Annotated in this window: 18 protein-coding genes and 3 pseudogenes; 9 read left to right on the top strand and 12 right to left on the bottom strand. The window is 50.1% G+C overall.

Annotation, left to right across the window (positions count from 1 at the left end):
* The first annotated feature begins 1 nt into the window (after position 1).
* From ACE15A_RS01120 to ACE15A_RS01105, 4 genes are all read left to right on the top strand, one after another.
* Positions 2-700 carry a DeoR/GlpR family DNA-binding transcription regulator gene (locus tag ACE15A_RS01120; RefSeq protein ID WP_023247807.1) on the top strand — a complete coding sequence of 233 codons (699 nt, stop codon included), beginning with the start codon at positions 2-4 and terminating at the stop codon, positions 698-700.
* A gap of 17 nt (positions 701-717) precedes the next feature.
* Complete coding sequence (locus ACE15A_RS01115; RefSeq protein WP_053508001.1) at positions 718-1,890, top strand: mannitol dehydrogenase; 1,173 nt, start codon at positions 718-720, stop codon at positions 1,888-1,890.
* A gap of 2 nt (positions 1,891-1,892) precedes the next feature.
* A complete protein-coding gene (locus ACE15A_RS01110; RefSeq protein WP_023247804.1) occupies positions 1,893-2,180 on the top strand; it encodes an HPr family phosphocarrier protein in 288 nt (95 codons plus the stop codon).
* A 61-nt stretch (positions 2,181-2,241) separates the two neighbouring features.
* A complete protein-coding gene (locus ACE15A_RS01105; RefSeq protein WP_053508002.1) occupies positions 2,242-3,333 on the top strand; it encodes a glycerol dehydrogenase in 1,092 nt (363 codons plus the stop codon).
* A gap of 47 nt (positions 3,334-3,380) precedes the next feature.
* Here ACE15A_RS01105 and hxpB read toward each other — a convergent pair whose 3' ends face one another.
* The 6 genes from hxpB to ACE15A_RS01075 all read right to left on the bottom strand — a co-directional run bounded on the left by hxpB (position 3,381) and on the right by ACE15A_RS01075 (position 9,876).
* Complete coding sequence (gene hxpB / locus ACE15A_RS01100) at positions 3,381-4,031, bottom strand: hexitol phosphatase HxpB (RefSeq protein WP_053508003.1); 651 nt, start codon at positions 4,029-4,031, stop codon at positions 3,381-3,383.
* Positions 4,032-4,112: 81 nt separating this feature from the next.
* Positions 4,113-4,670 carry a 6-phospho-3-hexuloisomerase gene (hxlB, locus tag ACE15A_RS01095; RefSeq protein ID WP_023247801.1) on the bottom strand — a complete coding sequence of 186 codons (558 nt, stop codon included), beginning with the start codon at positions 4,668-4,670 and terminating at the stop codon, positions 4,113-4,115.
* Positions 4,660-5,394 carry a ribulose-phosphate 3-epimerase gene (locus tag ACE15A_RS01090; protein ID WP_023247800.1) on the bottom strand — a complete coding sequence of 245 codons (735 nt, stop codon included), beginning with the start codon at positions 5,392-5,394 and terminating at the stop codon, positions 4,660-4,662. Before ACE15A_RS01090 ends, hxlB begins: the two co-directional genes overlap by 11 nt.
* A 227-nt stretch (positions 5,395-5,621) precedes the next feature.
* A complete protein-coding gene (gene rsmJ, locus ACE15A_RS01085) occupies positions 5,622-6,374 on the bottom strand; it encodes a 16S rRNA (guanine(1516)-N(2))-methyltransferase RsmJ (protein ID WP_023247799.1) in 753 nt (250 codons plus the stop codon).
* Positions 6,375-6,380: 6 nt separating this feature from the next.
* Positions 6,381-8,423 (bottom strand): oligopeptidase A, encoded by a 2,043-nt coding sequence (gene prlC / locus ACE15A_RS01080; RefSeq protein WP_023247798.1) that lies wholly within the window; start codon positions 8,421-8,423, stop codon positions 6,381-6,383.
* 181 nt (positions 8,424-8,604) lie between these two features.
* Complete coding sequence (locus tag ACE15A_RS01075) at positions 8,605-9,876, bottom strand: phosphatase PAP2 family protein (RefSeq protein ID WP_023247797.1); 1,272 nt, start codon at positions 9,874-9,876, stop codon at positions 8,605-8,607.
* A gap of 210 nt (positions 9,877-10,086) precedes the next feature.
* Between ACE15A_RS01075 and ACE15A_RS01070 the strand changes: the two genes are divergently transcribed.
* Together ACE15A_RS01070 and gorA are read left to right on the top strand one after the other, a co-directional pair.
* Positions 10,087-10,929: a 23S rRNA (adenine(2030)-N(6))-methyltransferase RlmJ gene (locus tag ACE15A_RS01070; protein ID WP_023247796.1), complete on the top strand. Its 843-nt coding sequence runs from the start codon at positions 10,087-10,089 to the stop codon at positions 10,927-10,929.
* 104 nt (positions 10,930-11,033) lie between these two features.
* A complete protein-coding gene (gene gorA / locus ACE15A_RS01065) occupies positions 11,034-12,386 on the top strand; it encodes a glutathione-disulfide reductase (RefSeq protein WP_053508004.1) in 1,353 nt (450 codons plus the stop codon).
* Between the two features lie 46 nt (positions 12,387-12,432).
* Here gorA and ACE15A_RS01060 read toward each other — a convergent pair.
* The 4 genes and pseudogenes from ACE15A_RS01060 to ACE15A_RS01045 form a co-directional block, all read right to left on the bottom strand.
* A pseudogene (locus tag ACE15A_RS01060) lies at positions 12,433-12,666 on the bottom strand (L-asparaginase); the annotation flags it as partial.
* Positions 12,639-12,746: pseudogene (locus ACE15A_RS01055) on the bottom strand (fructoselysine 6-kinase); the annotation flags it as partial. The pseudogenes ACE15A_RS01055 and ACE15A_RS01060, both read right to left, overlap by 28 nt.
* Positions 12,740-13,325: pseudogene (gene fraB / locus ACE15A_RS01050) on the bottom strand (6-phosphofructose-aspartate deglycase); the annotation flags it as partial. The pseudogenes ACE15A_RS01055 and fraB, both read right to left, overlap by 7 nt.
* A 175-nt stretch (positions 13,326-13,500) precedes the next feature.
* Entirely contained in the window at positions 13,501-14,220 is a 720-nt protein-coding gene (locus ACE15A_RS01045) for a GntR family transcriptional regulator (protein WP_023176266.1), read from the bottom strand.
* 325 nt (positions 14,221-14,545) lie between these two features.
* Here ACE15A_RS01045 and ACE15A_RS01040 point away from each other — a divergent pair, with 325 nt between their 5' ends.
* A complete protein-coding gene (locus ACE15A_RS01040; RefSeq protein WP_000934254.1) occupies positions 14,546-16,195 on the top strand; it encodes an alpha,alpha-trehalase in 1,650 nt (549 codons plus the stop codon).
* Between the two features lie 12 nt (positions 16,196-16,207).
* Here the strand turns inward: ACE15A_RS01040 and ACE15A_RS01035 are convergent, their stop codons facing one another.
* Positions 16,208-17,797, bottom strand: coding sequence for an STY4199 family HEPN domain-containing protein (locus tag ACE15A_RS01035; protein ID WP_053508005.1), 1,590 nt, complete (start codon positions 17,795-17,797; stop codon positions 16,208-16,210).
* 280 nt (positions 17,798-18,077) lie between these two features.
* On the opposite strand from ACE15A_RS01035, the gene ACE15A_RS01030 reads away from it, so the two are divergent.
* Complete coding sequence (locus ACE15A_RS01030) at positions 18,078-18,410, top strand: glycoside hydrolase family protein (protein WP_023247790.1); 333 nt, start codon at positions 18,078-18,080, stop codon at positions 18,408-18,410.
* Positions 18,411-18,439: 29 nt separating this feature from the next.
* Here the strand turns inward: ACE15A_RS01030 and ACE15A_RS01025 are convergent, their stop codons facing one another.
* The gene (locus ACE15A_RS01025; protein ID WP_053508006.1) at positions 18,440-19,042 is read right to left on the bottom strand and encodes a response regulator transcription factor; all 603 of its coding nucleotides are present in this window, start codon (positions 19,040-19,042) and stop codon (positions 18,440-18,442) included.
* A 630-nt stretch (positions 19,043-19,672) separates the two neighbouring features.
* Here ACE15A_RS01025 and ACE15A_RS01020 point away from each other — a divergent pair.
* Positions 19,673-20,572, top strand: coding sequence for a LysR family transcriptional regulator (locus ACE15A_RS01020; RefSeq protein WP_053508007.1), 900 nt, complete (start codon positions 19,673-19,675; stop codon positions 20,570-20,572).
* The last annotated feature ends 27 nt before the right edge of the window (positions 20,573-20,599 follow it).

Raw genomic sequence — 20,599 nt, 5'->3', positions numbered from 1 at the left:
GATGAAAGCTGCCAGACAAGACATCATTCTACAGATACTTGAAAAGGAAAAAAAGATTGTAGCCAGTAAATTAAGTGAGCGCCTAAAAGTTTCTGAAGATACGATTAGGCGCGACTTAAATGAATTGGCAAGCCAGGGTTTAATCAGACGCGTGCACAGTGGTGCTATACGCGTAGGGCCTGCGGTTACTGAGTTTAATGTCCGCCAGGACTTAAATATTAGTGAAAAAGTGAAAATTGCCAAAAAGGCGATACATTTAATCAAAGAAAATAGTGTTATTTTAATTGATGGAGGGACAACGAATTACGAATTGGTAAAATTAATTCCGAAAGATTTAAAATGCACCGTAATTTCTAACAATATTCCTATTCTACACTTACTCAGTGATTATCAGAATATAGAAGTTATGGGATTAGGTGGCAGACTCTACAAAAATTCTTTGGTATTAATTGGTGCCGAGACAATTCGTGAACTGGAATCAATCCGCCCAGACATTTATTTTATGGGCGTTGCACATGTTGATAGTGAAGTCGGTGTAACGCTTCCTGGTCTGGATGAATGTTATACAAAACAAAAAATGGCCGAGGTCTCAAATGAGGTTGCCATTCTTGTTACGGAAGAAAAACTCGAGACCAGGTCTAATTTCGTCGTGTCCTCTCTCAAGGATATAAATTATATATTCACGAGCAAGGACGCATAATATGATGAGGTGTACTAATGAAACGTGTATTAATTGTGGGTGCTGGCCGCCTTGGCAAAGGGTTCGTTGGCGAAACGTTTGATAATGCAGGCTGGAATATTACATTCCTTGATAAAGATCAGAGAGTTATTGATGCTCTAAACAAACAAAATAAATATACCGTCCAGGTTTTCCGAACTGATGATATCATTATGCATGAAGTCACTAATTTTAATGCTTTTACTACAGACGATCAGTACTCTGTGATGAGCGACTTCCTTGAGTCATCGGTTATTATGTGTCCACTTTATCCTGAAGACTTTGAAGAGTCAGCACATTATCTGGGTAAATGCTTTGAACGTCAATTCCAGACCGATCCTGAAAAAAAAATGACGTTAATTTGCCTGACCAACAAAAATCATATAATCAAAGATATTGAATCGTGGTATCGCAATGCCATCCCCTCTTCAGAAGCACAAAACTGGTTCGATACTCACGTAGCCGTTCGCGATTCTATTGTCCGCCGTTCCACGGATGCGCAGACGCACTATGCAACCCAGATTGATAGCACAGCCGTTGCCTCTCTATTAATACAGTCACCACTCTACAACGACATTAGTGATGTTGAATGGTTAGAGCCCCGTGAACATCTGGAAATGCTCAAAGACATTAAAGTTTTTACTATTAACGGTCCCCACGCCACCACCGCTTTCTATGGCCACCTGAAAGGTTACAAAACGATTCCTGATGCCTCCGCGGATCCGTCTGTTGCAAAACTGGCGAACGCCGTGCACGATGTTACTATTACTGCCGTAATGAAGGAATATCCGCAAATCACTCGCGACGCATTGAAAGATCTTGAATATCTTCCGAAAGCAAAAAATGAGCTTCCAGACTCCATCCACCGTGTCGCTTACGATCCCATCCGAAAACTAGCGTATCAGGACCGTTTGATGGGGGTAGTACAGCTTTGCCTGAAATATGATCTCGACTATTCACCGTTAACCAAAGCAATTGCCTGTGGTCTGGCATATTATGCTGAGGACGATAAGGCATCAGTGAAATTACAGCGGTTTATTCAGCAAAATGGTTTGCTGACGAGTGCAGCAAAAGTAATAGGGTTACCGAAAGACCACCCGGTTACACTTGATGTGGCATATCAATACTTAGCACTGGATGCCGAAAACTTAATTCCAACCATACAGCTTTAATTATGACAACAGAACTTAATTTAAGTGCTCGTTTCGTTATTAAAAATGAGCATGGAATTCACGCACGCCCAGGCGCACATTTTGTTGCTGCATTAAAACCATACAGATGTACTGTAAAAATCGCTAATCTTGCTCGAAGCAATAACTATGTTAACGCTAAAAGTCTGATGGCATTAATGTCTTTAGGTATTAAAAAAGGACATGAGGTCAACATCCTTTTTCATGGCGAAGATGCACAAAGTGCATTACAAAAGATACGCTGCGAAATTGAGAATGGATTAGGAGAATAAATATGTAGTTGACGCTTATTTCATATGGGCGTCAATTCATATCATCTTAAGGATAATATTTATGATTACCACCGCAATATTTCCCGGAAGATATATTCAGGGCGCTAATGCTATTGAGAAATGTCTGGGAAATGAATTAGCCCGTTTTGGTAAAAATGCGATGATTCTTGAGGATCCCATTGTTCACAAAAATATTGGAGGAAAAATTACCGAAGCCTTGAATCCCAACGTTACGTTTGAACTTGAAATATTTAATTGCGAATGCTGTGATGAAGAGATCGAGAGAATTTCTACCTCAGCACAGGCATGTTCGGCAGAAATGATTGTGGGTATCGGAGGCGGTAAGACACTGGATACGGCCAAAGCCGTTGGCGCCAAATTGAATATTCCGATTATCGTTATTCCTACTCTTGCCTCCACCGATGCGCCATGCAGTTCCCTCGTTGTGATTTATACCGCTGAAGGTCAGTTCAAGCGCTATATGATGATTCCCCATAACCCTTCGCTGGTTTTTGTCGATTCTCAAGTGATCGCCGACGCACCTGTGCGTTTTCTGCTTTCTGGGATAGGCGATGCCGTAGCGACATGGTTCGAAGCGGAAGATTGTCGCATTAAAGGTGCAGGAAACATGACCGGAAGGCCTGGGCCAATGTCCGCCTACGCTCTGGCAAAATTATGCTTCGATACGTTGCTAACCTATGGTGAACAGGCAGTTTCTGCATGTCGCATGCACCAGGTCACTCCGGCTCTTGAACACGTCATCGAAGCCAATACATTACTTTCAGGACTAGGTTTTGAAAGCGGGGGTCTCGCTGCTGCTCACGCAATTCACAACGGACTGACGGTGTTACCAGAAACGCATAAATTCTGGCATGGAGAAAAAGTCGCCTTTGGCACGCTTGCTATGTTACTGATGACAGACAGAGAGCCTGACCTAATCAGGCGAGTCTATCAGTTTTACCGGCAAATCGGACTGCCTGTTACGCTCGCGGAGATTGGCATAACCGATCGTTCTGTTCAACATTTGATGGAAATCGCACTAGCAGCCTGTCAACAGGGTGAGACCATGCATAATGAACCCTTTGAAATTAGACCTGAAAATATCGTTGCAGCATTGATTGCCGCGGATGAATACGGTAGACGTTATTATTAAAAACAAGCTTCTTTGCAGGTTTACGTGACGCCCGTAAGCCTGCTTTTTTATGCAGTCAACCACTCTAACACCTGGCAATGGTTCAAAATTACTGTGTCGGCAATAGTAAAACGCGGGTCATTTTGTTGGTGTTCAGCAGGTAATGCAATAACGCGCATCCCGGCAGCCCTCGCTGCAATAACACCATTTAATGAATCTTCAATCACCAGGCATGTTTCCGGTTCTGCCTTCAACATTGCGGCAGCAGTCAAAAATATTTCCGGGTGCGGTTTGCCGTACGAAAGCCCGTCTGCGGAAACTACGGCAGAAAAATAGTGCCTGATGTTAAGTGTATTAAGAACATTATCTATTTGATATTGCGGTGAAGAAGAGGCTACAGCCATTAACGATCCCCGCCGCTGTAGATAATTAAGTAACTCAAAGATACCCGCGATAGGTTTCGGTTGTTGACGTATTTTTTCTGCAACCTGGGCAACTATAGTGTCCTGAATTTGCGGCAGATTATTAGACGGAAGACCATGATTTTCATGCAACTTCCGCAGGAAAATACCCACCGGCATCCCTGTGAATAAATCAAAATCCTTTGGGCCGAGAGAGATATTGTAATGTCTAAGATAAAATTCGCATTCAACCTGTTGCCATACAGGTTCAGAATCAATAAGTACGCCATCCATATCAAAAATAATGATCTTTGACATTTTTACTCCTTATAAAAAATGCCATAACACAGTCAATAATTACTGAGTCATGGCATATAAATTTGTCATTTAAATTTTTATTCATTCAAGGTTGGCATGATATTGCCAGAGCAATTCCATATTAATTTTATGATTATCAATGAACTGGAGCGCAATAATATCGCCAAGTAACAGAAGTGATTGTTCAAAAAGCGATGTCATCGGTTGAACCGAAGGGATTTCAGACGCCAGATTAAGTTTTGATTTTACCGGAATACGAACAAAATGGTCGCACAATTCTTTCATGCTACTTTCAGCATTAGCACCAATATGTACAATTTGGGCATTAAAACTTTTCGCTTTTCTGGCTATACCCACGGGAAACATACTTTCACCACTACCCGATCCAACAATCAGAAGATCATTTTTGGTAATTGCCGGTTCTGTTATTTGCCCGACCACATACGTTTTGATTCCCAGATGCGCTAACCGTTTAGCTATGGCTTCCAAAGACAATAAGACTCTTCCAACCCCCACGAAAAAGACACTATCAGCAGCTTCAATCATCTCCAGTAACCGCTCAACATCCTTAGATGCAATGTTTTCCAAAGTGGCGTTTAACTCATGTAATACACGTTTCTGATTCGCTTTATAACTCACAGGCCACTCCCCCCTTCGCCCGTTGCGCCAGTCCCGCAGCGATTTTTTCATTTAATTGTGACTTGTTCTCCATAAGCGTGGCCCCACGGAAAAAAAGCCCAGTGCTGCCGAGTACCAGATTACTCGCCCCCGCCGCGACCAACCCAGGAATGGTGGCAAATGAGACTCTACCATCAACCTGTATTGCAGTATGAGTTCCTGCCTCCGCAATCCGGGCATGCAGATGGCGGACTTTATCTTCCGCATAAGGAACCTGCTGTTCATCTTTATTACTGGCAAACCCCGGATTAATCAGCATAAGTAAAACGTAATCTAACGAAGGAAGAAGATAGTCAAGTGAACGTAAACTGGTGGCGGGGTTGAGTGCGATTCCCGCTTCAACTTTTTGTTTCTTAATTAGATTTACCAGCCTGTCGGGATGCAGTGACGTTTCATAATGGAATGAAACCCGCCGTACACCAATATCGAGCGCCTGTTTAATAAACCACTCATTATTCATCGACATAATATGGATATCAAAATCGAGATTCGTTTTTTCACGTAATTGCCTGATTACCTCTAAGCCCAACGGCATACTGGGACTAAACGTGCTATCAATAAGATCAATATGTAGCGCGTCTACACCTATTTCCTCCAGTTCCCTCACCGAGTCGCTTAAACTCAGCAAATCTGTACACATCAAAGAAGGCGATAAAACAACATCAGCAACCGTCCTTTTACTCATTGTGATCTCTCCTGAAATGCGCAATTATGCATGAATTTAAATGATATGCGCACAAAAACGCATTAACTATGTAAAGATAGCTGAACTGTGATCACGGTCGAAAACAATTAAAAAACACTTTAATTTTCAATTGATTAAATAGACAAAAAAGAAGATAAGCAAATGCGCTTTCAGTACAAAAGCGCACAAACAAACACGATTATGCAAATGAAGATTAAATTACTGCATTACTCCGGCGTTCCCGGGTAAATATCGAACCGGTGGCCTTTGGTGACGATGGCGTTGGGCGTCGCGACATCCGCCAGCGGCGGCGCATAATCGGGACGTTTAACCACCACGCGTTTGGTCGCCAACTGACGCGCCGGTTCCAGCAGTCCGTCGGCGTCTAAATCCGGCCCCACCAACGACTGAAACACCCGCATCTCTTTCTTCACCAGCGCGCTTTTCTGCCGGTGAGGAAACATTGGATCGAGGTAGACCACCTGCGGGCGCGGAATGATATCAGTCAGCGCCGTCAGGCTGGAAGCATGAATCAACTGTAAACGTTGCTGCAACCACGGGCCGATGTCCGCATCTGCGTAGCCGCGCGTCAGACCGTCATCCAGTAAGGCCGCCACCACCGGATTACGCTCCAGCATCCGCACGCGGCAACCGACTGACGCCAGCACAAACGCATCGCGCCCCAGCCCCGCCGTGGCATCAACCACATCCGGCAGATAATCGCCCTTAATACCGACCGCCTTCGCCACCGCTTCGCCGCGCCCGCCGCCAAACTTACGTCGATGGGCCATCGCGCCGCCGACAAAATCGACGAAAATGCCGCCGAGCTTCGATTCGTCGCGCTTGCGCAGCTCCAGATGCGCTGTAGTCAGTACCAGCGCCATCGGGTTGTTTTCGTCATGCTCCAGTCCCCAGCGGGCAGCCAGAACAGATAAGGCGCCGTCTGTGGCGCCCGTTTCATCTATTAAGCAGATTTGCACGTAAAATCAGCCTTTAATCCCGTAATGCTCCAGCATCGCGTCCAGTTGTGGTTCACGGCCACGGAAGCGTTTAAAGAGTTCCATCGGCTCTTCAGAACCACCGCGAGTCAGGATGTTATCAAGGAACGACTGACCGGTCTCACGGTTGAAAATGCCCTCCTCCTCAAAGCGGGAATAAGCGTCCGCCGCCAGTACGTCGGCCCACAGATAGCTGTAGTAGCCTGCCGCATAGCCGCCAGCAAAGATATGGCTGAACGCATGTGGGAAGCGGCCCCATGTCGGTGACGGCACCACGGCGACCTGTTTTTTAATTTCAAAGAGCGTCTCAAGAATTTTCGCCCCTTGCTGCGGGTTAAATTCCGCATGTAGACGGAAATCAAACAGACCGAACTCCAGTTGACGCAGAATAAACAGCGCCGCCTGATAGTTTTTCGCCGCCAGCATTTTATCCAGCAATTTCTTCGGCAACGGCTCGCCAGTTTCATAATGACCAGAGATAAACGCCAGCGCGTCCGGTTCCCAACACCAGTTTTCCATAAACTGACTTGGCAGTTCGACCGCATCCCACGGCACGCCGCTGATACCGGAGACCCCGGCGGTCTCAATGCGGGTCAGCATATGATGCAGGCCATGACCAAACTCGTGGAACAGGGTGATCACTTCATCATGGGTAAACAGAGCGGGTTTACCGTTTACCGGACGGTTGAAATTACAGGTCAGATAAGCGACCGGCTTTTGCAATGTGCCATCCGCTTTACGCATTTGGCCGACACAGTCGTCCATCCACGCGCCGCCACGTTTGTTTTCACGCGCATACAGATCAAGGTAGAAGCTGCCGCGCAGCTCGTTGTTATCGTCATACAGCTCAAAGAAACGAACATCCGGATGCCACACCTCCACATCAGCGCGCTCTTTCGCGGTGATGCCGTAAATGCGTTTCACCACTTCAAACAGGCCATTCACGGCTTTGTTTTCCGGGAAGTACGGACGTAGCTGCTCATCGCTGATGCTGTACAGGTGCTGTTTTTGCTTTTCACTGTAGTACGCGATATCCCACGGTTGCAGCTCGTCGACGCCGAACTCCGCTTTCGCGAAGGCACGCAGTTGCGCCAGCTCTTTTTCCCCCTGCGGACGAGCACGTTTCGCCAGATCGGTTAAGAAATCGAGCACCTGCTGCGGATTTTCCGCCATTTTGGTGGCCAGCGATTTATGGGCATAATTTTCGAAGCCCAGCAGTTGCGCCAGTTCATGGCGCAGCGCAAGAATTTCTTCCATCACCGGGCTGTTATCCCATTTTCCCGCGTTCGGCCCCTGATCGGAGGCGCGAGTGGAATAGGCGCGATACATCTCTTCGCGCAACGCCTGGTTGTCGCAGTAAGTCATCACTGGCAGGTAGCTTGGAATATCCAGCGTCAACAGGTAGCCCTGCAACGCTTTTGCTTCGGCCTGCGCTTTAGCAGCGGCGAGCGCGCTTTCCGGCATTCCCGTCAGCTCGGCTTCATCGGTAATGAGCTTCGTCCAGCCCTGCGTTGCGTCCAGCACGTTATTGCTGTACAGGTTGCCCAGCTCAGACAGGCGAGTGGCGATTTCGCCGTAACGCTGCTGTTTCTCTTTCGGCAGGCCGATGCCGGACAGTTCAAAATCACGCAGCGCATTATCAATCGCTTTCTTCTGTGCTGTATTCAGAGTGGCGTAATGATCGCCATCGCGCAGGTCGCGATACGCGTTGTACAACCCTTCATGTTGCCCAACCCAGGTGCTGTATTCAGACAGCAACGGCAACGTCTGTTCGTAGGCTTCGCGCAGCTCCGGGCTATTTTTCACCGAGTTAAGGTGACTCACCGGGGAGAAGATTCGTCCCAGCGCATCGTCGACTTCCGCCAACGGCTGGCAAAGATTTTCCCAGGTATACGGCGCGCCATGCGCCACAACGCCTTCTACCGCCGCCCGGCAATCAGCCAACGCTTGGGTGACCGCAGGCACCACATGCTCCGGTTTAATTGCAGAAAAAGGCGGCAGTGAAAAAGACGTCAGTAATGGATTGGTCATATGCGCAGTCCTGTAGAAGAAGGTGAGTGGAGCGCGCTTTTGGCGCTCTCGCGATGAGATCTAGAATGGGGGATAGTGAGGGGAATTTCAATGATGGACAGCGTACAGACGTGGGTATCGCTGCAATAAGCCGCCCCTTAAACATCATCCCGGCTTACGCTTTATAAGCCGGGTGACAACGTTAGCGCATTTTTCTCGCCATCTCGTAAGCAGCGGCCAGATCCAGACGCTGCCAGAACTGTTGGTCATCGGTCTCGCCCGATAACGGATATCCTGCCGGTAACGCCGTCTCTTCCATTAGCGCCTGACGCTGTGCCGTTGAAAAATTCGGTAGCGCGGCCTGTAGCAGAACATCCGCACCTTTTGGTATTTTCAGCGGCTGATGCTCGCCTTTCTGTTGCGGCAGGTTATAGGTCATGGTGAAACGGTAAAAGGTATGCATGGCCGGATCGCGGTACGGATCGTCTTTTCCGGCCGATGCCGCGCATTCGACAATCGTCGTACCGCACTCTTTCACCAGCGCCTCGCGCAATTGAGCGCGAGCTTCGTTGAACAACGTACGATAATGCGGATCGTTAAGATAGTGCGCGACATTACGCTGCGCGACCATCCGCGCGCCCATCACATCCAGCGGATAGTGTACGCCAAGGACCAGGCGGGAATAGCCATAACGCGCGCCGCGAATCACCAGCGCATCAAAGCGTTCCGGGATCATTTCCGCCATCAACAGCGCATCCGTATAACCGACGTTCGTGTGACCGCTGGGGAAAGAACCGCCACCCGCGGTATAAGGATGACCATCTTTTACCACCACATCGTCCGGCGTCAGATGGATAGTATTACCCGGCACCTGGAAAGGACGCGGGTAGTGAAAATATTTTTTCGCCGCGCTGGTGCTGACTTCCGAGGCTTTAATCAGCGCCGCCGCTTTGCCCAACTCACCTTTATCATAAGCGGTAAGAAATGCCCGCCCCAGCCGCGGCCCCATCGCGTCGCTCAGGAAATAGAGATAGCCCACGCTTTCCGCATCCGCCAGCGCCTGGTGACGGGTATTAACATCGGCATCGTGATTAATCGCCGTCACCGTCGCCAGATTGTCTTTCAATACTGCTTCCGGCAATGTATTGAAGGCGGAAAGCAGGGTAATTCCCACCTGTTGATTCTTAGTGGTATGAAAATCATAACCGCTAGCCTGTAACCAGGCGTTATCCGCCTGGACGGAATTTTGTCGCATCTGAGCCAGGGCGTCGCGAGTCAACGCGGCGGCATCGCCTTGTAATGCCTTGCGCAACTGTGTCAGCCATTGAAACTCAAGGTCATTAAAGGCGACGCTCGCCGAGTCGGGCGTCACGATTTTCGCTATCGACTCCGCCTGGGACAGGGGAATATCTTTCGCCAGTACCGGCAGCGCCAGCGCCAGAGATGACGCCAGTACAGTAATGTGTAGTTTCATTATGGTTCCTTTCATTAAAAATAACGCCAGGTCAAAACCACTACCTTGCCCACAGGCGATGCTGGCCTGCTCATTTGACGGTTTGATGATACGAACACGTCTTGCAATACTTTCACAACGCGCGAAACAACATGGCGGTACTGGGGTAATCTGCGCGGATCTGCGGTAAACTATCGGTTAACTTGTTTACTTCCCGGAATATCTGTATCCATGCTCAGTTATCGTCACAGCTTTCACGCAGGCAACCACGCCGATGTCCTTAAACATACTGTTCAGAGCCTGATCATCGAGTCGCTAAAAGAGAAAGAAAAACCGTTTCTCTATTTGGACACGCACGCGGGCGCGGGGCGTTATCAGTTGGGCAGCGAACATGCTGAACGTACCGGAGAGTATCTGGAAGGCATCGCCCGTATCTGGCAGCAGGACGATCTGCCCGCCGAACTGGAGCCGTATATTAGCGTCGTAAAACATTTCAACCGCAGCGGGCAGTTACGCTACTATCCGGGCTCTCCGTTAATCGCCCGCCAGTTGCTGCGTGAGCAGGACAGTCTGCAACTCACGGAATTGCATCCCAGCGACTTCCCACTGTTGCGCGCGGAGTTTCAAAAAGACAACCGCGCGCGCGTGGAACGCGCCGACGGCTATCAGCAACTGAAAGCCAAATTGCCGCCGGTTTCCCGCCGCGGTCTGATCCTCATTGACCCGCCTTATGAAATTAAAACCGACTACCAGGCGGTAGTCAGCGGCATCAGCGAGGGTTATAAACGTTTCGCCACCGGTACATACGCGCTATGGTATCCGGTGGTACTCCGTCAGCAGATTAAGCGCATGATCCATGATCTGGAGGCCAGCGGCATCCGTAAAATCTTGCAAATTGAGCTGGCGATCCGCCCGGACAGCGATCAGCGCGGGATGACGGCGTCCGGTATGATCGTGGTTAACCCGCCGTGGAAACTGGAGCAGCAGATGAACAACGTGCTACCGTGGCTGCACAGCAGGCTGGCGCCGAACGGTCATGGGCACACTTCGGTAAGCTGGATCGTGCCGGAGTAATCACAGCCATCGGTGGAACCTTTCACCTTCAGGTATACAATCGCGAATATTTTGGCGGGTAGCGCAGAATCTATCCGTCCGACAACGAACATAAAGGAGCGGTCATGACCAAACACTATGATTACATCGCTATCGGGGGCGGCAGCGGCGGTATCGCCTCGATTAACCGCGCCGCCATGTACGGCCAGAAATGCGCGCTCATCGAAGCCAAAGAACTGGGCGGCACCTGTGTTAACGTGGGCTGCGTGCCGAAAAAAGTGATGTGGCATGCCGCGCAGATTCGTGAAGCGATTCATCTGTATGGCCCGGACTACGGTTTTGACGCCACGATTAATCAGTTCGACTGGAGCAAGCTGATTGCCAGCCGTACCGCGTATATTGACCGCATCCATACTTCATACGACAACGTGCTGGGCAAAAATAACGTGGATGTGATTAAAGGCTTTGCCCGCTTTGTCGATGCCAAAACCATTGAAGTGAACGGCGAAACTATCACCGCCGATCATATTTTGATCGCTACCGGCGGCCGTCCGAGCCATCCAGGGATTCCTGGCGTGGAATACGGCATTGATTCCGACGGTTTCTTTGCGCTGCCTGCCTTGCCGGAGCGCGTCGCGGTCGTAGGTGCAGGTTATATCGCCGTTGAACTGGCTGGCGTTATCAACGCGCTGGGGGCGAAAACGCATCTGTTTGTCCGTAAACATGCGCCGCTGCGCAGTTTTGACCCGATGATTAGCGAAACGCTGGTTGAGGTGATGAACGCCGAAGGCCCGCAGCTACATACTCACGCAGTGCCGAAAGCGGTGGTGAAAAACGCCGACGGCAGTCTGACTCTGGAACTGGAAGATGGCCGCACTGAAACCGTTGATTGCCTGATCTGGGCCATTGGTCGCGAACCGTCGACCGACAATATTAATCTGGCGGCAGCGGGCGTGAAAACCAATGAAAAAGGTTACATCATCGTTGATAAGTTGCAGAACACGAACGTAGAGGGCATTTACGCCGTTGGCGATAACACCGGCGCGGTGGAGTTAACGCCAGTCGCGGTCGCCGCCGGCCGCCGTCTCTCCGAACGCCTGTTTAACAACAAGCCGGACGAGCATCTGGACTACAGCAACATCCCGACCGTGGTCTTTAGCCATCCGCCTATCGGCACTGTCGGTTTAAGCGAGCCGCAGGCGCGCGAGCAGTACGGCGATGAGCAGGTGAAAGTCTATAAATCATCGTTTACCGCCATGTATACCGCGGTGACGACGCACCGCCAACCGTGCCGTATGAAGCTGGTCTGCGTCGGACCGGAAGAAAAAATTGTGGGTATCCACGGTATCGGCTTCGGCATGGATGAAATGTTGCAGGGCTTCGCGGTGGCGCTGAAGATGGGTGCTACCAAGAAAGACTTCGATAATACCGTCGCCATCCACCCGACCGCGTCAGAAGAGTTTGTTACCATGCGTTAATATCTTGTGCGCCCACCTTAGAGGATGGGCGCACAGGCCTTCATGGTTAATACGTACTGAAATAACTCTGGATCAGTTCCGGATTATGCGTCTGAGTTAATGCCGTCATCAACAAGACCCGCGCCTTCGCCGGGTTGAGCGAATCAGACACCAGCCCTGGCTGTCCTTTATCCAGCGGTACTACGCCATTTCCGGTGCGGGAAGCGCGCACCACGATAATCCCGGCTTTCTCCGCTTTTTTAATCCCCGCGTCGCTGCGTACCGAGACCGAGCCTGCGCCGCCGATTTCCCGCCCTGCCGCAGGGCGCGTAGCACGCTTTCTTTATCGGGTTCCGCCATACCCGATTGCAAAATGTGTAAATGACTTTATCGTCTTTATATTCCTGAGCGAACGCCTGCGCGCGTTCCGCAACCTGCTCGCAAGCGCGCCAGACGATACGGTTGATTTTGCTGACGCCATCCTGAAAATCGTCGTAGTGCGCATACCCTTCCGTCTGCTGGAGCAGTTCGACCGTACTCAGCAGGCCTTTCATCGTTTTCTCGCCGGCAATATCTTTACCGTCGCCAAACGTGTACGTTTCCACATAGTCGCAATGCGCCACCAACGGTGAATCCATCACCCAGGTTAAACCAATGACCGGCGCGCCGTGCTGACGGGCGATTTCAGCCGCTTCAATTGTCTCTGGCGTATTACCTTTGTGAGAGGCGACAACCACAACGGCATTTTCTCCCAGTGCTACTGGCGGATTGTTAATAAATTCTCCGCTGTTATACAGACCGACAGTCAACGCTTTCGCTTCTTTTTCTAAAAATGCTTTTGCCGGATAGAACACCGCATAAGAACCGCCGCACGCCACGTAATAGAGGTGTTTAACGCCCCCTTTCTCTGCCTGCCTGGCTGGTCACAATATTGCTAACTGTCTCTTTCATACCCATCATGCTTTCCTCTGATTCCATCAATGATACAGACGAGGATTCGCCACAAATGACTCATAATGTATTGTCATTTTTATACGGCATTTAAAGACATTTGATCAAGATGAAAATCAAAAAAAATCGGGAGCCGCGATCTGGCTCCCGATTCAGCCTGCTCTCCGTTACCGTAACGCTGGCATCATACGGTAAAGCGTATTTTATCGCCGACGATCAACTGTTGCGAAACGCAGGAGAGTTCTCCTTTGTTATCAATCATTTCACTTTTTATCAGGATCAGTGGATAACCCTCGTTGACGCCGAGATAATGGGCGACTTCAAAGCTGGCATAAACCAGTTCGATCATCTTACGGGAGTGGGTAAACCATAAATGGTATTTCTCGCGTAAGCATTCATACAAAGAGTGATTATTAAGATCTTCTTCCAGTAAAAACGCGAAACGTGGGGGAAGATGTACGGTTTCCAGCGATACCGCCACATCGTCGGCATAGCGGATACGTTCAATGACGACCGCTTTTTCGCCATCGTTCATATTCAGTAACGCTTTTGTCTCATCGTCTACCGATTCAAAAACGGATTTGATGGTGCGTGACCCCGGGCGACGTCCCTGGGACTGGCATAACTCGCTGAAACTCATGATGCCGGTCATACTGCGCTGAAATTTCTCACTGGAGACAAAGGTGCCTTTGCCGGACACACGGGTCAGCAAATTTTCACGCGTCAGCGCATCCAGCGCCTTACGGACCGTGACCCTACTCACCTGCCAGCGCGCGCTCAGCTCATTTTCCGTCGGGATCTGCTGGCCTGGTTTATACTCTCCACGCGCAATAGCCTCTTTTAAAGCGGCTTCAAGCTGCTTATAAAGCGGTTTGGCGCTATTACTGTCGGGTTGCTCGATCATTTGTATCCATTTGTATTATCTTAATGCCATAGCCTGTATTATAACTATTTATGTTACCTTTGCTTGTGAATCCACGCCATGCGGTTACGTAGTTATACCGCTGCGAAACGAATGTTCTGATTTTAGGTCTGGGGGAGGCGTCATGAAAACAGTTTTTTCACTATAATATTCATTAAGTTATTAATAATTTTTCTTGGCAGGTAAATTGTAAAATGTGATCTACCGCACACTTTGCAACCCAGGTATCGAAGCGAATGTCTACGCTTAATAGACAGCCGGGCAACACCCGTATCTTTTACGACGCAAGCCGGAGGTCCTTGTCATTATGCTCAACCAGAAATTAAACCCCACGCCTTCTGAAGATCTGACTATTGATGTCGATCTGCTTTATGAAACAGACCCGTGCGAGTTAAAGCTGGATGAAATGATCGAGGCAGAACCGGAGCCGGAGATGATCGAGGGGCTTCCCGCCTCTGACGCCCTGACCCCTGCCGATCGGTATCTCGAACTGTTCGAGCATGTACAGTCAACAAAACTGTTTCCAGACAGTAAAACGTTCCCGGACTGCGCGCCGAAGATGGACCCGCTTGATATTCTGATCCGCTACCGTAAGGTCAGACGCCACCGTGATTTTGACTTACGCCGCTTCGTCGAAAACCATTTCTGGCTACCGGAAACCTTATCCAGCGAGTATGTCTCTAACCCCGAAAACTCGCTCAAAGAACATATTGACCAGCTTTGGCCGATACTGACGCGCGAACCGCAGGATCATATTCCGTGGTCTTCGCTGCTGGCCCTGCCGCAATCCTATATCGTGCCGGGTGGCCGTTTTAGCGAAACCTATTATTGGGACTCTTATTTTACCATGCTGGGTCTGGCGGAAAGCGGGCGCGAAGACTTACTTAAATGTATGGCGGATAATTTCGCCTGGATGATTGAAAACTACGGGCATATTCCCAACGGCAACCGGACCTATTACCTGAGCCGTTCCCAGCCGCCAGTTTTTGCCCTGATGGTTGAACTGTTTGAAGAAGACGGCGTGCGCGGCGCGCGGCGTTATCTCGACCATCTCAAAATGGAATACGCCTTCTGGATGGACGGCGCCGAATCACTGGCGCTCAACCAGGCTTATCGCCACGTTGTGCGGATGCCGGACGGTTCCCTGCTGAACCGCTACTGGGACGATCGCGACACGCCGCGCGACGAGTCGTGGCTGGAAGATGTCGAAACCGCGAAACATTCCGGCCGTCCGCCCAATGAAGTCTACCGGGATTTACGCGCCGGGGCAGCGTCCGGATGGGACTATTCTTCACGCTGGCTACGCGATGCGGGTCGGCTTGCCAGCATACGCACAACCCAGTTTATCCCCATCGATTTGAACGCTTTTCTGTACAAACTGGAGAGCGCCATCGCCAATATTTCAGCGCTGAAAGGCGAACGTGACACCGAAGCGCTATTTCGTCAGAAAGCCAGCGATCGCCGCGCCGCCGTGAACCATTATCTGTGGGATGATGAAAACGGCTGTTATCGGGACTATGACTGGCGACGCGAAGAAATGGCGCTCTTTTCCGCCGCCAGTATCGTGCCGCTGTATGTCGGTATGGCAAACCATGAACAGGCCGACCGTCTGGCAAATGTGGTACGCAGCCGCCTGTTAACGCCCGGCGGAATTATGGCGACCGAATACGAAACCGGCGAACAGTGGGATAAACCGAACGGCTGGGCGCCGCTGCAATGGATGGCGATCCAGGGCTTCAAACTGTATGGCGACGATATGCTGGGCGATGAAATCGCCCATAACTGGTTAAAAACGGTGAACCATTTTTATCAGGAGCACCATAAACTGATTGAGAAATACCATATTTCCGGCGGTACGCCCCGCGAAGGCGGCGGGGGTGAGTATCCGCTACAGGATGGATTCGGCTGGACCAATGGCGTGGTGCGCCGCCTGATTGGCCTTTATGGAGAGCCTTAACCTGCTCCGGCCTCAGTGAATCGCATCATAAATGGCTGACTGAATTTTAAACCATTTTTTATTGTCTGCGCTGGGTCGGGCCTGAGCGCGTAATCGGGCCTGCTCCGTATCGTGCTGCTGGCGCGTCACAACGGCCGGAACGGTGCAAAACGTTTGCAAATAGGTTTTATGCATCGCGGTCAGCGGCGCGCCGCTCGACATGGCGTGGCTTAACGTTGTGATAAATCGTCGGCAAGGTTTTACCTCATCCATCAGCGCGGGATAACGCAACAACAGTTGCAGCACCTCGGTATGTCCCGCCGCAAACGCTTGCTCCGTCCACGCGAGTTGCCAGTTCATTCCGCCCTGTAGGAACAGCGCCGTCACCCGCGTATCATTGCGATCTATCGCCGCCCGCATGTTATACGTATCCCAGGTAATACCCATATGGGTGATCGTTTCCCGCGCGGAGGGCGCCTCGCGTGGCGGCTCATCCTGCGCAATCGCGAGAGTTTGCCCGGCCCCGTCGCCCGGCGGGGGCGAACTGAACAGCCAGAATACGCCCGCCAGTATCGCCAGAGTCATTACGCCGACCCCGCCCCACAAAGCGCCGGAAATCAGTTGATCACGTTCTTCAGGCGTGCGCGGCGGCCGTTTACGCGGCGGCTCTATGCTCTCACTAATCTCATGCTTATCTCCTCCGGCCTGTCGATCTTTAAGCCGTGCGGTTTCCCAGAACTGACGCAATTCCCGTTCATCCGCCAGCAGAAACGAAGCGGGATTCACGCGAGTACGCTTTTCGGCATAGGCGCGCTGGATGGGTCGAACGATTTGCTGATACTGAACGTTTAGCAGCATAAGCCGCGCTGAGGTGAGCGGCTGCCTGGCGATAACCTCGTTTCGCGCGAGGCGGCAATCATCCAGAAACATACGCAGAGTGGTGCGCGACTCGGCGAACAGCGTCAACGCCGAGGCGTCATTAAAAATTCTGACGTAATGACGGGCAAACAATTTCTTATCGACCACCATGAGCGCCAGCTCGCTGAACAACATGCCTTCCAGCGCATGTTGATCTTCTCCCTGTTTTAACCACTGGCGCAAACGGTCCGGGCCGAAATGCTGTTTAAGGTAGTGATTCAGAGACGCCCGATCCGGCCATGCGCGCGCAATAAGCGCTTTTAACGTCAGCTCTATCGCCCGAAGCTGACGCTGCGCCTCAAGATGCGCCTCCTGGTCGGGTTCTTCCAGTTCAGTTTGATACGTCAGTAGCGGCTGTTGCTGACGTAGATGTTCCAGCGAGGTGACAAAACGCAACGCGGCAAGCAGTTGATTTTCTGTGACCTCTTGCCCGCTGTCATACTGGGGGACATGCTGCTGAAGGTGACGCAGTTGCAGCATAAACTGGCTCAACTGCGCGTCATTTATCCGCAATTTTTTCGCCACCGCGCCCCAACCGCCCAGATTAAGGCGCGCCTGCTCAAGCTGTTCCATGAACCACCGAGGCTCTTTTCCCTCTGCGGTATGAACACCCAGCAGCAGCAGTATTTCCATTGACGCCTGGCGGATAATCCCCAGGCTATGTTCAAAAGGCGCATGTGTCGCCTGCGAAGCGCTATTCGTCATTATCTTCCCTAAAAAGACGATCCCGCGACGAGATCTTAGTTTTCTTTTAATTATGTTTTTTCATAGATATAACAGATTTAGCCACATTTCAGTGACTTAATCTTAATCATTGCAAATTTATAAGAAGATCGGTTGCTAACCTAAAACATCAGCTTTTCATTCTGTCAACGTGGCGTTACGCTGAACGGTATAGACCTTTTCCCTGCCAGCGTTTGGCCCTCTGACCACTGGTCATGCTTGCCGCACACTTTATAATCGCGATTTTTATGAGAAAGACGCCATGCCGCACATTTCATCTCGCTTTAGTTCCGCCTGCATCGCGTTTATTAAACAGTGGCAAGGTCTGTCGCTGGAAAAGTATCGCGATCGACAGGGGGATTGGGTGATTGGTTACGGACATATGCTGACGCCGGATGAAACACTGACGTTCATTACGCCCGAACAGGCGGAGGCATTCTTGCTGGATGACCTCAATAACTGCGATAAATTGCTACAGACCTGCCTGCCGGAGCTTAATGATCGGTTTCAACACGAAACGCTTATTGCGCTGATGTTCAGCATCGGACATCAGCGTTTTTTATCATTAATTAATACGAGTGATATTTCACAGTGAGGAATCTGCGGACTGTAAATTTAACGTTGTTAATTCGATTCATTTAACATCATGGCGGCCTGAGTACGATTTTTCACATCCAGCCGCCGGTAAAGCGACTCAAGATGCGCTTTAACCGTCCCGGTACTAATATTTAACGCCCGACCAATTTGTTTATTTGATTCTCCTGCGGCAAGCATCTGTAAAATTTCTCGCTGGCGGGTGCTTAACGCTTTTATATCATGGGACGCCAGTTCCGTTGAATTTAACCAATTCCCCGGTAAAAACATCATCCCGCGAGCGACAGTATTGAGCGCAAGGGCAAAGGTATCGGCATCAGAATCACGCGGCACCACGGCCTGAACGTTAAATTGCATCATTTCATGCAGCCACTTTTGACTGCCTTCCATCGCCGTGATAATAATCTTCACCTCAGGAAATTGCCGCGCGATTCTTTGTAGCACCTCACGGCAAAATTCAGCATCCAGGCCGCCATCCAGCATGATCAGCGCATCCGGCGTGCTTTCTACTTTTTGCCAGAGTTCTTCTGCCTGACCGACACTCTGAATACTTATTCCTGAAATACGTTGCTGCAAACTGATTTTCATTCCATGAATAAATATTGACTGCCTGTCAAACATGATTACCTGCATTACTTTTCTCCGCCTCAGTAAAATAATAGACTCAAGATGAGGAAGGGTATTCCCCGTAGGGTAAAATAAGAAGTCGCCATTTGGCATAGACCATTTTACCGATAGCCATTAGTTGAGGAAGAGAGGGGTTATGAATATTTACAGCTTCAACATCGGGATTACATAATTAGCCAGAATTAGCGCTTTAATTTAAGGAATATCTTATTAGCAACAACATAAAACGCTAACTTTAATATTAATTATCAAGAAGAATATGCCTGGCGCGCCGCAAAAGAAACATCTGTCTTCCATCTGGTATGTTACAAAATATAAATTAGCACACCGCGTTAAAAAATAACCGGTCAGCCCTGAAAACTGCGACGATGGGTCAATTCAAATACCGTCTATCCACGCACATTTTCCGCCCTGCCGCACCCACTTTTATCGACGCATTTTACCGCCCTCGTCCCGTTTAACGACTTTTTGGCGCTGCACAACCTGACTTGAAGGGATAAATCCGTTGCACAGCGTGATCAGACCTATTCGTCACGCGGACAATGATTGCGAAAGTGCTTATTAGATGCTAGAAAATCAATAAAACCAGCCGCTTCAGCGTCACTGTTTCAATAAAAACAATAATAGAGCCTGATGATGGATAAAATATATGCAATGAAATTGTTTGTACGCGTGGCGGAACGGGAAAGTTTTTCCCGCGCAGCAGAGGATGTCGGCCTCCCCAAAGGCAGCGTTTCACGGCAGATACAAGCGCTGGAAAATCAACTGGGCACGCGCCTGCTCCACCGCACCACCCGGCGGGTACAGCTTACGCAGGACGGAATGGCTTACTACGAACGGGCAAAAGATCTGTTGAGTAACCTGGATGAACTGGAAGGCCTTTTTCAGCCTGACCCCGCCAGTATCAGCGGCAAAATACGAATAGATATACCGCCGGGTCTCACAAACAGCCTAATCATGCCGCGCCTGCCCACTTTTTTACATCATTATCCCGGCATTGCACTGGAACTTTGTAGTAGCGATCGACAGGTTGATTTACTACGGGAAGATTTCGACTGCGTGGTGCGTACAGAGCCGCTACACGCGCCAGGGATATTAACGCGCCCGCTTGGCAAACTGACGAGGGTGAACTGCGCCAGTCCACAATACCTGGCGCGCTTTGGGTATCCGGAAAACCTTGACGATCTCGCCTCGCATGCGGTGGTGCATTATTCATTGACGCCAGGAGCCTCTTCACCGGGTTTTGCCTTCGAAACCTCCCACGGTATACAGTGGGTAAAAACCGGCGGAATGCTAACTGTAAACAGTACGGAGACCTGGCATGCAGCTTGTCTGGCAGGGTTAGGGATCATTCAGACGCCGCGCATTGTTGTGCGTGAGGCTTTACGCGCCGGAACGCTCATTGAAATTTTGCCGCAATATCGCGCCGCTCCACTGCCGGTAACGCTGCATTATCCTCATCGCCGTAATCTTTCCCGCCGGATACATCTGTTTATGGTATGGCTGACCGAGACTATCAAAGAGGCCGCAGAGTAGCCGCGTTTTCAGCATCAGCCGGGGAGA

The organism is Salmonella sp. HY31, from assembly GCF_042604575.1.
Taxonomy (GTDB): Bacteria; Pseudomonadota; Gammaproteobacteria; order Enterobacterales; family Enterobacteriaceae; genus Salmonella; species Salmonella diarizonae.
This window is presented reverse-complemented; position numbering and strand designations above follow the sequence as displayed.